The organism is Belliella alkalica (genome assembly GCF_022549785.1).
Classification (GTDB): Bacteria; Bacteroidota; Bacteroidia; order Cytophagales; family Cyclobacteriaceae; genus Belliella; species Belliella alkalica.
In genome coordinates, this window is record NZ_JAKZGO010000018.1 from 66,464 (window position 1) to 81,251 (window position 14,788).

10 protein-coding genes and 1 pseudogene are annotated in these 14,788 nt (G+C 39.2%); all 11 read left to right on the forward strand.

Translation table 11 applies throughout. From position 1 onward, the window contains the following. The first annotated feature begins 23 nt into the window (after positions 1–23). Positions 24–2,402: an FtsX-like permease family protein gene (locus MM213_RS17105; protein ID WP_241414116.1), complete on the forward strand. Its 2,379-nt coding sequence runs from the start codon at positions 24–26 to the stop codon at positions 2,400–2,402. Between the two features lies 1 nt (position 2,403). Then, a complete protein-coding gene (locus MM213_RS17110; protein WP_241414117.1) occupies positions 2,404–4,812 on the forward strand; it encodes an FtsX-like permease family protein in 2,409 nt (802 codons plus the stop codon). A gap of 32 nt (positions 4,813–4,844) precedes the next feature. Next, positions 4,845–5,519: an ABC transporter ATP-binding protein gene (locus tag MM213_RS17115; protein ID WP_241414118.1), complete on the forward strand. Its 675-nt coding sequence runs from the start codon at positions 4,845–4,847 to the stop codon at positions 5,517–5,519. Position 5,520: 1 nt separating this feature from the next. Continuing rightward, on the forward strand, positions 5,521–6,864 hold the full coding sequence (locus MM213_RS17120) for a TolC family protein (RefSeq protein ID WP_241414119.1): 1,344 nt from the start codon (positions 5,521–5,523) through the stop codon (positions 6,862–6,864). Between the two features lie 395 nt (positions 6,865–7,259). After that, positions 7,260–7,558 (forward strand): annotated as a pseudogene (locus MM213_RS21070) (IS1634 family transposase); the annotation flags it as partial. Between the two features lie 233 nt (positions 7,559–7,791). Continuing rightward, positions 7,792–8,703 carry a hypothetical protein gene (locus MM213_RS17125; RefSeq protein WP_241414120.1) on the forward strand — a complete coding sequence of 304 codons (912 nt, stop codon included), beginning with the start codon at positions 7,792–7,794 and terminating at the stop codon, positions 8,701–8,703. Between the two features lie 2 nt (positions 8,704–8,705). After that, positions 8,706–9,248: a phage tail protein gene (locus MM213_RS17130; RefSeq protein WP_241414121.1), complete on the forward strand. Its 543-nt coding sequence runs from the start codon at positions 8,706–8,708 to the stop codon at positions 9,246–9,248. A 5-nt stretch (positions 9,249–9,253) separates the two neighbouring features. After that, positions 9,254–9,820: a phage tail protein gene (locus MM213_RS17135; RefSeq protein WP_241414122.1), complete on the forward strand. Its 567-nt coding sequence runs from the start codon at positions 9,254–9,256 to the stop codon at positions 9,818–9,820. A 5-nt stretch (positions 9,821–9,825) separates the two neighbouring features. Then, the gene (locus MM213_RS17140; protein ID WP_241414123.1) at positions 9,826–10,371 is read left to right on the forward strand and encodes a phage tail protein; all 546 of its coding nucleotides are present in this window, start codon (positions 9,826–9,828) and stop codon (positions 10,369–10,371) included. After that, the gene (locus tag MM213_RS17145) at positions 10,371–11,510 is read left to right on the forward strand and encodes a type 1 periplasmic-binding domain-containing protein (RefSeq protein ID WP_241414124.1); all 1,140 of its coding nucleotides are present in this window, start codon (positions 10,371–10,373) and stop codon (positions 11,508–11,510) included. The genes MM213_RS17140 and MM213_RS17145 overlap by 1 nt, the downstream gene beginning before the upstream one ends. Before the next feature lie 78 nt (positions 11,511–11,588). After that, positions 11,589–14,788: beta strand repeat-containing protein (locus MM213_RS17150; protein ID WP_241414125.1), on the forward strand; the 3,200-nt coding region annotated here is incomplete at its 3' end.

Here is a 14,788-nt window from a genome sequence, read left to right on the forward strand (position 1 = left end):
GCTCAAACCTTTATTTATACATCATGATTTACAATAATATAATAATAGCATGGAGGAACCTATCCAAAAGGAAACTCTATGCTTCTATCAATATTTTCGGATTGAGTCTTGGAATCAGCTCTTGTATGTTGGTTTTTGCCTTGGTTTGGCATATCAATAGTTTTGACAAGTACCATAAGAATGCTGACAATATATATAGACTAGTTACGAATACCTTCGAAGGATCTAGAGAATACCACACACCCGGAGTTCCAGCTGTATTGCCAGAAGCATTTCAAAATGATTTTTCAGGAATAGAATCATCTGTACTTATTTCGGGTGGTCACAATGGCTTGATTACAGTTCAAGAAGCAGGTCAGGCAAAGTATTTTATGGAATCTGGGGTAGCTTATACTACAGATGCTTTTTTTGAAGTTTTCGATAGGCAAGTTGAAAGTGGACAGTCCGTGAATATTCTTAAAAAATCAAATCAGGCTGTGATTTCAAAGAAGTATGCGGAAAAACTTTTTGGTAGCACTGACGTCATTGGTAAAACTTTCCAGTTTCAAAAGGGAGATTTGTATGCTGTCACAGCTGTGATGGAAGATTTTCCTAAAAATACCGATTTTCCCTTCGAGGTTTTTCTTTCTTATGAAAACCTAAAGAAAAGTCGTGAGTCAGGAGGTTGGAATAGCATTCATAGCGATGATCAGTTTTATTTGGTAATCAAAGAGGATCATGTGAAAGAATCGATCAACTCAGGTTTAGCTGCATTTGTTGAAAAATATTTGGGGGAAAATAATAGAGAGAACCGCACGCACCTTTTGCAACCTCTGACTGAGATCCATTTTGATGAAAGATATAGTAATTTCCGCTATCAGGTCTCTTCCCATACCAATAAAATCATGATAGGTGTGGCTATTTTTCTATTGCTCACAGCAAGTATCAATTTTATAAATCTCAGTACAGCCTTATCTGGCAAGCGATCCAAAGAAGTCGGACTCCGCAAAGTTTTTGGAGGAAATAGTAGTAATATTGCAGGACAGTTTTTGAGCGAAACGGGTATTATTTGTCTTTTTGCCGTTTTCATAGCCTTTGTCATCAGCAGCTTGGCAATGCCATATATGAATGATTTTCTTGGCACGGAAGCAGATTTTTCTATTATCTTTTCTCCTATAGGTCTTTTAACTGTTTTTTCAATTTGGCTGATCATCAGCTTGATATCTGGTGCCTATCCATCATTGATTATCAGTAAATTGAATCCGATAGGAGCCATAAGGGAACAAAATCAATCCAAGCAATCAAAAACTTATGTTTTGAGAAAAGGATTAGTGGTTTTCCAGTTTATGATTACACAGTTTTTTATAATTGGAACATTGGTTTTGGTAATGCAGATGAATCACTTACGTTCTGCAGATATTGGTTTTCAAAAGGATGCAGTAGCAACATTCACATTACCAGAGCGCGATCTGGATAAATCTCGAATATTAGCAGAAAGATTGCGAAATCTTCCCAATGTGGATATGGTTTCAGTTTCATTTACAGAGCCAGCCTCCGGATCCAGTTCTTCTACCAATGCAATTATGGTAGAAAGTAATGAAGAATATACAGTCCATATCAAACCTGCTGATGAATATTACCTCGATACTTACGGGCTGGAGTTGCTTTATGGAGAAAACCTTATCAAAGAAGATACAATCACCCGATATCTCGCTACAGAATCTTTTGCTAAGAAGGCAGGATTTGAGAATGCAGAAGACCTGCTAGGGGTCTATGTCAATATTGGAGGAATTGAAGCTCCAGTAGCTGGTGTTGTTAGAGATTTCTATTCCCGATCACTCAAGTCTGAGATAGAACCGACATTTATTTTCCAAAACCACCATCATTTCAGGACGGTGGGTGTCAAAGTTAGTGAAGCGAATGCCAATTTGGTGATGGAAGAAGCAGGTGAAATCTTTGTCAACCTTTATCCGGAATACCCATTCGAGTATAGTTTTTTGGATGAGAAAATTGCAAATTTCTATGAATCTGAACAAAGGATGAGCACACTCTTCATTATATTTTCATGTATTGCGGTGGTTGTAGGATGTATAGGATTGTATGGACTGGTATCTTACATGGCAGCAATGAAAACCAAAGAGATTGGGGTTCGAAAAGTCCTTGGGGCGAGTTCAGCCCAAGTCTTGACAATGTTTTCCAAAGAGTATGTGGCTTTGTTGCTAATAGCATTTGCTTTGGCAGCTCCGCTCGCAGGATACCTTATGGAAAAATGGCTGGAAGACTACGCTTCTAAAATTCAACTTTCATGGCAGTTTTATCTTTTTTCTCTCTTACTCGTAGCGGGGATAGCATTTCTTACAGTTGGTTATAAGTCCATTCAGGCCGCTTGGGCCAATCCTTCCGTTTCATTAAAATCTGAATAATATGCTATACAATTATCTACTGATTGCGTTCAGAAATATCAAAAGGAACAAGTTGCGTACATTTGTCCATGTCTTTGGCTTATCATTGGGCATAGCTATTTGCCTTTTGATTTTCAATCAGCTTTTATCTGCATATAGCTTTGATAGATTCCATCCAGACGAAGACAGAATCTACAGGTTAAACACCTACACTGAGTGGCAGCCAGGAGAGTTCTTTCAGTCATCAGGTACCAATGGCCATTTGGGAGAGGTGCTTGACGAGGAGCTTTCATTGATTGAATCAAAAGCGAGGCTATACCATCTTTACGAAACGATGGTTTCGATACCAGAACAAAATAAAGTCATTGGAAGAAAGAGAGGAGTTACATTTGCTGATGACGGTTTTTTTGAAATTTTCCCAAGAAAATGGCTTGCAGGAAACCCTATAACAGCACTTTCAGAGCCGAATGTTGCAGTAATTTCTGAGTCTAGCTTACTCCAATATTTCCCTGGAATGTCTGCGGGTGATGTGATTGGAAAGGAAGTTCTTTGGGTAGATTCTGACTCCATATATGCACAAATCCGTGGTGTAGTGGCTGACTTTAAAGAAAACACAGATTTCATTTTCACAGATTTCATTTCTTTCAAAACAATCCAAAAAATGGAGTCAGAAGATTGGTATGGGCTCCATAGTTGGAATAATCTAAATAGCTCCAGCCAGCTCTTTGTCAAAGTAAATGAAGGTGTCCTTAAAAGTGAGTTGGATGAAGCTCTTTTGGGAATCTCAAAAAAATACCTTGGGGAAGAAGATAACAACACTACTTTCATAGGAGAACCAATTGCCGAGATGCATTTTAGCGAAAACTATGATGACAGCACCATATCCAAACCGCTACTTCGGGGATTGACGTATGTAGGATTGATCATTTTGGCCTTGGCCTGTTTGAATTTTATCAATTTGGAAACAGCTCACGCCATCAGTAGAGCCAAAGAAGTTGGGATAAGGAAATCCCTGGGTAGTGATAGAGCTCAATTGATGTTACAATTTCTAAGTGAAACGTTTTTGATCGTCTTTGTTGCATCTCTTTTTTCATTATTGATAGCAGATCAAATACATCATTTCTTTAAAGACTACTTTCTGTCCGAATTTACTTTTAGCATTTTGGAAGTGAAAAATAGTGTTTTCATTTTTTCAATAGCACTCCTATTGACAATTGTGTCTGGTATTTATCCAGCTTTGATACAATCAAGTTACCACCCGCAAAGGGCGCTAAAAGGAGAGGTTAACTATGTCAATGGATTTTCTATAGGTGTATTTCTAAGAAAAAACCTCACAATCTTTCAGTTTGCGGTTTCGATTGCATTTATAATTATGGTAGCCGTTATATCGACGCAACTCAAATACATAAGCAGTACGCCATTAGGTTTTGAAAAAAATGCAGTCTTATTTACAGATTTGCCATTTATGGGAGATAGGGTTGTTCGTGAGCAATTATCGGATAGACTAAGACAAGAGAGTTTCGTGAAGGGAGTCAGCATGAGCGGCGTTTTGGTGACATCCAATAGTATTTGGACTTCAGACGCCTTTTATATGAAGGATACAATAGAAAACGCTCTGAATGTGCATGTGATGAATGTTGACTCCGCTTTCGTTGGCACGCATCAGATTTCATTATTGGCGGGAAGAAACACCAATAATCAAGAGGATGAAATTGTTGTCAATCTGAATTTTGTCAAAACCCTTGGTTTCTCGGAAGTGGAGGATATGATAGGATCGACACTTCGTTTGGGAAATGAACTCAGGACGATTGTAGGTGTTGTGGACAATTTCAACGCAAGGAGTCTCAAAGAAGAAATCATGCCTATAGTATTGATTTATAGACCTGATTACTTCCATAAGCTGACTGCGAAAGTCTCAAATGGCCAAAATTTGGCTTACATGAAGCAAAGATTGGAGGATATATATGCCGAAACTTATCCATATGAGACAGCAAATTTCAGTTTCCTGGATGAAGTTGTGGAGTCCTTTTACGAGAATGACCGAAAAATCAACGGAGTCTTATTTTTTGCTGCAGCCATTGCCATTTTAATTTCAATTTTGGGGCTTTTTGGACTTTCATCATTTACCATTGCCCAGAGGACAAAAGAAATGAGCATAAGAAAAGTTCTCGGTGCAGGTGTTTTACAAATCGTCGGATTGATTTCAAGGCAATACGTTTGGCTTGTTTCGATTTCTTTTGTCTTGGCCATATATCCAGCATATTACATTAGTAAACTTTGGCTTGAAGATTATGCCTACAAAATATCGATGCCATATTTTCTCTTTGTAGTTGTAGGGCTTGGTGTCATGATTATGGCATTGTTGGTGGTTGGCTTTCACTCATTGGGTGTCGCCCAATCTAATCCCGCCAAAGTTCTGAAAAGTGAATAGCCCACTAGTTTGATTTAATAAAGAAAATAAGAATGATTACACTGAAAAACATAGAAAAAAGCATTTCTTCTAAGTACCAAAGAAGTTTTATACTCAAAGGAGTAGATATGGAAATCCATGAAGGGGATTTTATCACACTGATGGGGCCATCGGGAGTAGGAAAGTCAACATTGCTCAATATTATTGGGCTTCTGGATCAGGATTATGAAGGAGAATACTTCTTTGAAGAACAAGCCGTCCATGATATGAAAGAGAAAAATAGATCAAAACTTCACAAATCTGAATTTGGATATATTTTCCAAGCATATCATTTGATAGATGAACTCACTGTTTATGAAAATATCGAAACTCCATTGCTTTATAGAAATACAAATTCATCGGAACGAAAAAGCATCATCGCCGAGCTTTTGGATAGGTTCAATATGGTAGCCAAAAAAGACCTTTTTCCTGACCAACTTTCAGGAGGTCAGCAGCAGTTGGTGGGAATTGCTAGGGCAATAGCAGGCAGGCCAAGAATCTTGCTTGCCGATGAGCCAACTGGGAATCTCCATTCAGCCCAAGCTAAAGAAATAATGGAAGTGTTTAAGGAATTAAATGAATCAGGAACCACCATTATCCAAGCTACACATGCCAGAGAAAATGCAAACTATGGCAATCGATTGATAGAGATGTCGGATGGAAAAATATTTCAAAACATTCAATTATAAAATGAAAAAGCACGTGACAATTTTACTGATGGCAGTTTTTTGCCAGCAGGTGGTACAAGCTCAAGATACAATTCCAGTCACTTTTGAAGAGGCGGTAGCGTTTGGGATTCAGCAAAATCTTGAATTCAAAAAACTTCAAAACCAACAAGACGTCCTTCGCATGGAGAGGTTAAATGCACAGCTGAGTCACTTACCAAACTTAAATCTATCAAATGACACGTACAGACAGATTGGTCAGCAGTTTCAGCAAGCTGAGGGAGAATTGATCGTGACCAATGAAGTCAACGACATCATCTCAGGAAGGGTAAATTCAAACATGACTGTGTTCAACAGTTTCCAAAGAGTCAATACTACCAAAGGTGCAAAGAATTTTGAAAAGGCTGGAGAGTTTGGGATAGCCCATGCTAAGCAAGATCTGATATTTATTATAGGAGGACAATATCTTCAAGTTTTGCTTGATGAGCAATTGTACAATATTGCTATTGAAAACTTGGCAAACCAAACAAGGCAATTGGAGCAGATAGAAGGTTATGTGGAAGTTGGTTTGAGGACATTGGCGGATTTTTATAACCAAAAATCCGAAGTAGCAAGGTTGGAGACAGTAGCTTTAGAAGCAAAGATAAAGTGGGAGACGGATTTGTGGGAATTGGCAGAAACCCTACAGCTTCCTAATAACACAATCCCAAAAGTGGCACCTATAGAGCTAGAATTGCAGGAAAGTGCATTGTTGAAAAATCCTTTGGATGAATTAAGAACATTGGCAGTAGATCAAAGGAATGATTTTAGGCAAATAAAATCATTGGAGTTGGCAAATAGAAATATGTTGGCAGCCGCCAAAGCGAGTTACCTTCCGAGGCTCGACGCCTTTTTCAATTACAATACCTTCTATACGACTTTGGATCCTAGGACATTTAGCAATCAGTTCTTTACCATATTTCCACAAAGGTCTTATGGATTGAGCCTCACGATTCCTGTTTTCAACAATTTCACAAATAGAGCGGTGGTAGCTAGGTCTAGAATGGAATTCCACAATCAGCAACTAGATAAGGTGGCGCTGGAGAGGAAAATTTCACAAGAAGTCAAGTTGGCTTATGAAAATTACAAAGCTGCGATTCAACGACAAGAGTCAACCCAAGTCCAATTGAATGCAGCAGAGGAAGCCCAAACAGCCATTTCGGAAAGATTTAGGCTTGGAATAAGTAATTTTGTGGATTTGGCTCAAGCCAATCAACAGCTTGTGACTGCCCAGTCGGATTTTGCCCAAGCGAAATATACCCTATACTTTCAAGAAGTAATGTTTAAATATGCTTTAGGTATGTTAAGCACTGATGAATTTCTGGAATAAGGAGAGAATGTATTTTTCTCCAACTTGATTCACTAGCTTATCCGAGTAAAAATAATTATCATAATTGATTTAATTGATAAGAAATAGTCAAATTCAAAAAGTATCAATCTAAAGACCATATTGGTATAAAACCCACCGATAAAATCGATTTAGTTCTTTTTTTGCCTTCGACTGTCGTCAATCTTGTTGTGTTATAATGTCTTGACGGATAGTGGTTTATGATTTTCTGGCTTTTCGTATGCTTTTTACAAAGGTAATTTTTATTACTCTTAAGCATGTTTGTCCGCAAAAAGCCCAATAAAAGTAGTAAGATCAGTGTTTAGGTAATAATAGACAAGTCAAGAGGAAGTTATAAAGTCGCCAAGACCAAAGGTAGTAGCTCTGACCCTGCAGAAGTGGACAAGCTTTACAACAATTATAATGAGAAGGTACAGCTGAACGGTTTTGGTCACGACAAGAAAATACTTGGAAGTAATATCAATACTGTCTTTTACGATTGTACCGAACTATATTTTGAAGTAGATCAGGATGATGATCTTAGGAAGACCTGTTTTTCCAAAAACCAAAAAAAAACACAAGCGTCAGATTACCAGATGGTTTTGGGATTACTGCGGGGTCTTGGTGAGTGCACTCTTGTTTAGCGTTTTTTGAAGGGCATACCCTGATTCCGATAAAAGGGACATTTAGGAAAAAGCTACGAAAAACCCTTTTTTTGAACCAGAGTCAGCAGAAAAAGGCAAAAATGTTCGGTTTTGGGAGTTCCAGTGTCAGAGTCATTAAAAGCATCATATTTTGTAAATAAATTGGTTTGATTTATTTCTAAGTAAGTAAAAAATTCATCATCTTTCGGTTAATTTAAATAAATTAATCAACCTTTGTTGTAATTCAAGATTTTCTATATTTATCATTAGATTTTATATCAATTAAATGAAAAAAAATAGCCGAAGAGAATTTCTTCGATCAGGTTCAGTATTAGCTTCAGTTGCAGCTTTTTCGCCATTCAGTCTCAACTACTCCAATGCTATATTGGAAGTTGAATTTGAGGGTCATACAAGCCAGCTCCAAATAGTACATACGGCAGGTCTACAAGGAACATATACTAATCCTGATCAAATTGGAGGCTTAAATCCTCTAGGTGAATATTTGAAAAAACTTCAAACCACTCCATTATTCCTAGATGCTGGTAATTTTTTAAATCCAGATTTATCATTGGATGAAAATTTAAAGTTTGCAAAAGACCTAGTCTCAAGTGGAGTTAAAATGGTTGCTTTGGGTAAATCAGAAATGAGTTTTTCAAATGCTGATCTCAAATTCATTATTTCAGAAAGTGGACTGAAGGTCATTGGGAATAAATTGGAATTAAAAGGACTGAAAAAAGGGGAAAGTTATTTCACAAAAGCCATAGTACAATTTGGAAAATATAGAATAGGGGTTTTATCGACACAGGGTTTGACATTGAGTAAGTTAAATGCGTACGGTATGGAAATGAAACTTCTTCATCAATGCGATGCTTTGATTGGTTTGGGGGATGTTCCACTAAATCTTTCCAACAAGCAAAATCTAAGATTAGATACTTTTGATCATGAGGTGACCCACTACCTTTTAGGGCTTACCAATCAAGTAGGTGTAGGATCCCGAATCATTCATTCACTTTCGGGAAAAGAAGTCTGGATCTCTAACCCTGCCGAAAAGGCGAGACTAGTCAGTTCTTTTATTTATTCAATGGATAAAGACTATAAAATCAATAACTTAACAAATCTGTCATTTGTACCTGGAAATGCATCCAGGGAAAAAATGTTGGCAATTCATTCAGGTGTATATTCAACTAATCAAGCATAATTATGGAACCATATTTAGCGGAAATAGTGCTGTTTTCATTTAATTTCGCACCAAAAGGTTATGCTCTTTGCAATGGACAATTACTACCAATTAACCAAAATCAAGCCTTATTTGCACTTTTAGGGACTACTTTCGGAGGAGACGGGCGTGTCAATTTCGCCTTACCGGATTTACGGGGTAGGGCTTTGGCGCATGTGGGAGCTGGTTTTATATTGGGAAATAGAGGCGGAGAACAAACGCATACGTTAAACATATCAGAAGTCCCTACCCACTTGCATGAGTCAAATCAGTCGCCTGCTATTGCAATTAACCCAAACGCAGCCTCATCCGCTAATTCAGGAGATCCAGAGGGACGGTTTTTTGCAGGGAATAGTAATTTTCCCAACCGTTTCGGTGAGAAGTTTGATGAAGGCTTTGCTGACCAATCATCAGATTCCATTTCCTCTGGTAGTATTGGAGGGAGTGAAGCGCATTCGAATATGATGCCGTTTTTGACACTCAATTATTGTATTGCCCTCCAGGGTATTTTCCCATCTCCAAATTAAAATCCATGAGCGCCACTGATCCATTTGTTGCAGAAATCTGCATGTTTCCTTTCAATTTTGCGCCTAGAGGCTGGGCTTGGTGTAACGGTCAACTATTACCCCTATCCCAGAATACAGCTTTATTCTCTCTCTTAGGAACTACATACGGAGGTGATGGTAAATCTACTTTTGCCTTACCCGATCTCCAGGGAAGGGTTCTTATGCATCCTGGCCAAGGACCAGGTCTTTCCCTTCACGATCTAGGAGAATCTGGAGGGCAAGCTACAGTCACCCTCCTCGAAAGTCAAATTCCATTTCATACACACCCTGTAGATATCAATATCCCAGTAGGGGCTGCTGCTGATACTGATTCGCCATTGAATGCCTATCCTGCAACTTTTGAGGCAGGAGCTCAAGTAAATGGAAATCCAGCCCAATTGTATTCAGATACTTCTAATGTAAGCATGGCTTCTTTCAATTCAAGAATCAGCGCCATGCCGGCGGGTCAAGGGCAAGCTCACAACAATATGCAGCCATCCCTTTTTGTTTACTATTGTATCGCTCTCCAAGGAGTTTTCCCACCAAGATCTTAACTGCTATGTCTATACCTTATATTGGACAAATTCGAATTTTCGCCGGTAACTTCCCTCCAGCAGGGTGGATGTTTTGTGAAGGGCAACTACTTCCCATCTCAGAATATGAAACCTTATTTCAGTTAATTGGAACTACTTATGGAGGTGACGGTCAATCTACCTTTGCACTGCCGGATCTACGTGGTAGGATTCCTATTCATCAGGGAAATGGTTTTATCTTGGCACAAACTGGAGGTGTCGAAGAAGTGACCTTAACTATTAGACAGATCCCAGCGCATTCACATAAACTAAAAGGTCCAAGCATGGTGGCATTGGGATCTAATGCAGGCAATTCCGAAAGTCCCTCCGGAAAATATCCTGCCATATCACCTGGAGTAAACCTATATAGTAAAACGGTAAGAGAGAATGTAAATATGGCTACTCCCCAGCCTGTTAATAATATGGCTATCTTGACTCCCAAAGGTGGCAGTCAACCGCATAACAATCTTCAGCCATATTTAGCTGTCAATTATATTATTAGTCTATTCGGAATATTTCCTTCGCCAGCCTAATGAAAAAAATCGGTATTCTACTTCCTAAATCAAGTACGCACCCATATGTAGGATATGATTTCTTTTATGGGTTAAATGCATTTTACGCTTTCCATGGTGGTAACAATCCTTCTTTTTTCACTTCAAATATTGGATTTGGGGTAGATGATGATCTGCTTTTTTCTGAAACCGAAAAGATGTTTTTGGAAAAAAATGTGGATGTTGTGGTAGTATTTGCTGAGCATCCTAAAGTAGACAAAATCTTTCCATTGGCATCGCAGTTTCGAAGGCCGATCCTTGTTGTAAACGCAGGTGCAAAGTATCCAGTGAAATGGAAAGCTGCAGAATACGTGATATTTCTCAATTTGGGAGAAATGCTTTCTGCAAAATTAGTTGCTAAAAAAGGGATAGTCCAAAGTGGGGTTCAAAAAGGCATAAATGCAACCAATTTTTATGATGGAGGCTATGGAATGGCAGATGGATTTTACCTTGGACAGGAAAGTGCAGGGGCTAACATTTTATTCAACTTTATTTCCAAGCATTTAGAAGCTGATTTTGATTCCCGATCACTAATAGACTTTTTAGAAGAAAATCAGGATCCCATATTGATTTTTTCTACTTATACAGGGGAAATTTTACCCCTATTTCTCAAAGCTGTAGAAGGTTTTGATCAAAAAATAACCTTGGTCTGCAGTCAGGCAACAATCCATGAAATCATATCAAATGAATTGGGGTCAAAGATGGCACTACCTGAGATCATCGCCTGCAGTTCTCTGAGTCCGGAGTGGCCAAGTAAGGGATTCCAACCCATCAATGAATATTTCAAAACTGAAGTCAAGAGAGAAGCTTCCCCATTCTCATATTTAGGCTGGGATGCAGGAGAGGTACTTCAAAAACTTTCTTCTTTAGCAAATACGGGCTGGACAGACTGTGCACAGAAACTTGAACAAACTTCAATCAATGGATGCAGGGGGGCACTTCGATTTCATTTGGAAACTGGACATTTTATTAGCGACCAGTATCAGTTCAAAATCCGTGGAAATAAGTATAAAGTTATAAAAATAGAAGTAGCGGAAGTGCTGAAGGAATGGGAGCAAATGATGGAAAGCAGACCTACCCCCCCTCAAGTGGGCTGGTTCAATACCTATTTGTGCTCTTAATAAAAGTATTCACCAGAAATCGATCTTTCAAATCTGTCTTCGAAAGAAAATAGGTTTTTAGGTCTTCACCCATACGAAATGAAAAAATTCTACAAAAGTCTACTGACTTTCCTTACTCTTTTCCTTCTTGGTTACACTTCAATCTACGCTCAGTGTATCCTATTTCCAGGAAATTTAGTTTTTTCCGGAGTGAATCTGGAAGATGATGGCGTAAATGGAGCCACCCAAAACGATCGGTTTAGCTTTGTTTTATTGCAGGAAGTCAGTGAAAACTTTGAGATTTATTTTACTGATCTTGGCTGGACTGCCTCAAATTCGTTCCAAACTCCAGACAAAGCATTGACAGATGGAGTGATAAAATGGACAGCTCCCGCAGGAGGCGTCCAATCAGGAACACAAATTACCATAGATGCAAAATACAACTTGTCCGCTAGTTTGGGTACAATCGTTGGCGTTCGTGCCACTCCAAATGATGCCAATATTTATTTAAACCTAGGAAATTCAGGAGATCAACTTTTCGCATTTACAGGCAGTATTCAAAACCCTGTTTTCATAGCTGGAATTAACATCAATCAAAACTGGTTCAGTCTCCCTTCTGATAAGTTAACTTCCTCCGAATCAGCTTTACCGGCTAGCCTCAATACTGCAAATGTGCAAAATGTAAGTTTGTTGAGCGCGTTTTCCAATGGGTTTACGGATGCTGTCATTTCAGGTGATAGTTTCAATGGGCTATTTTCAGATATAGTATCGGAATTTAATCAAGACTCAAATTGGACTTTTGATGAAAAGTATCTACCTAACTCCCGTGCTACAGGATTTCAGCTTCCCAAAACACTGTCTTTTTCAGTTACACCTTTCAATTTTCTCAATAACCCTACAGGAACAAATTCAATCACATATGGTGTAAATACTCAATTTACGGTTTCAAAAGTTGATTCTAGGAATATCACTTCTTATCAATGGCAAGTAAGTACAAATGGGGGCAGTGTTTATTTTGATTTGGATGATTCGGGAATTTATTCCGGAACGACTTCTGCAACCCTAGAACTCTCCAAACCAGAAGTTTCAAATAGCAATTACCGTTATCGCGTAAAAGCGGTAGATGCATGCGGAAATGAGGCGATTTCAAATCATCTTGTTCTCACGGTAAATCCAAGATCTCTGACAGTTAACTTAATTGGCACCATTGAAAAGAAATTTGATGGCAACACCCAGGCAACCATTGCAAATGAAAACCTTGAGTTAACTGGCAGTTTGGGCGAAGATGATGTTGCAATTGTCAATCCTGGATCGGGAATCTATGCAAACGCTGCAGTTGGAACTGCTATTCTGGTAACTGTCAATGACCTTACAATCACAGGTGTCAACGCCAATAATTATTCACTGTCCTCAACTTCAGCAGCTGCAAATGTAGGAATTATCACCCTTGCAGAAGTCACAGGAGTTACTTTGGATGATCAGAGCTTTGTCTTTGATGGCAATGAAAAAACTCTCGCGATTAGTGGTGAGCTGCCTGAAGGAACCTCGGTGGCTTATTCAAACAATGGTAGAACAAGTGTCGGAAACCAACAGGTAACAGCTACGATTTCAGGAGCCAATTTTACCACATTGGTTCTAAATGCAGAATTGACCATCACCTCAGCCACAATCACCGGAATCACTTTCGAGAATGGAAGCTTTGTATTTGACGGAACTGAGAAAACCATTGAAATCACAGGCACACTTCCGAACGGAACTTCAGTTGCTTACGCCAACAATACCCTAACAAATGCGGGAACGCAGCAAGCAACAGCTACGATTTCAGGTGATAATTATTCCGAATTGGTTTTAAATGCAGAATTGACCATCACCCCAGCCACAATCACAGGAATCACTTTCGAAAATGGAAGCTTTGTATTTGACGGAACTGAGAAAACCATAGAAATCACAGGCACACTTCCGAACGGAACTTCAGTTGCTTACGCCAACAATACCCTAACAAATGCGGGAACGCAGCAAGCAACAGCTACGATTTCAGGTGATAATTATACCACGTTGGTATTGACTGCAGATTTGACCATCACCCCAGCCACAATCACAGGAATCACTTTCGAAAATGGAAGCTTTGTATTTGATGGAACTGAAAAAATCATTGAAATCACAGGCACACTTCCGAACGGAACTTCAGTTGCCTATGCCAACAATACCCGAACAAATGCGGGAACGCAGCAAGCAACAGCTACGATTTCAGGTGATAATTATTCCGAATTGGTTTTAAATGCAGAAGTGACCATCACCCCAGCAACAATCGCAGGAATCACTTTTGAAAATGGGACCTTTGTATTCGATGAATCTGAAAAAACCATTGAAATCACAGGCACACTTCCGAACGGAACTTCAGTTGCCTATGCCAACAATACCCGAACAAATGCGGGTACGCAGCAAGCAACAGCTACGATTTCAGGTGATAATTATTCCGAATTGGTTTTAAATGCAGAATTGACTATCACCCCAGCCACAATCGCAGGAATTACTTTCGAGAATGGTACCTTTGTATATGACGGAACTGAAAAAATCATTGAAATCACAGGCACACTTCCGAATGGAGCTTCAGTTGCCTATGAAAACAATGGAAGAACTAATGTCGGAAACCAACAGGTAACAGCTACGATTTCAGGTGATAATTATACCACATTGGTATTGACGGCAGAATTGACCATCACCCCAGCCACAATCACAGGAATCACTTTCGAAGACGGATCCTTTGTATTCGATGAATCTGAAAAAACCATTGAAATCACAGGTACGCTTCCGAATGGAGCTTCAGTTGCCTATGCTAACAATACCCGAACAAATACGGGCACGCAGCAAGCAACAGCTACCATTACTGGAGCCAACTACACCACATTGGTATTGACGGCAGAATTGACCATCACCCCAGCCACAATTACAGGAATCACTTTCGAAGACGGATCCTTTGTATTCGATGAATCTGAGAAAGCCATTGAAATCACAGGCACACTTCCGAATGGCACTTCAGTTGCTTACGCCAACAATACCCGAACAAATACGGGCACGCAGCAAGCAACAGCTACCATTACTGGAGCCAACTACACCACATTGGTATTGACAGCAGAGTTGGAAATCACTCCTGCAACTATTACCGGAATCACTTTCGAAGACGGATCCTTTATATTCGATGAATCAGAGAAAGCCATTGAAATTTCAGGTACGCTTCCAAATGGAGCTTCAGTTGCCTATGAAAACAATGGAAGAACAAATGTCGGAAACCAACAGGT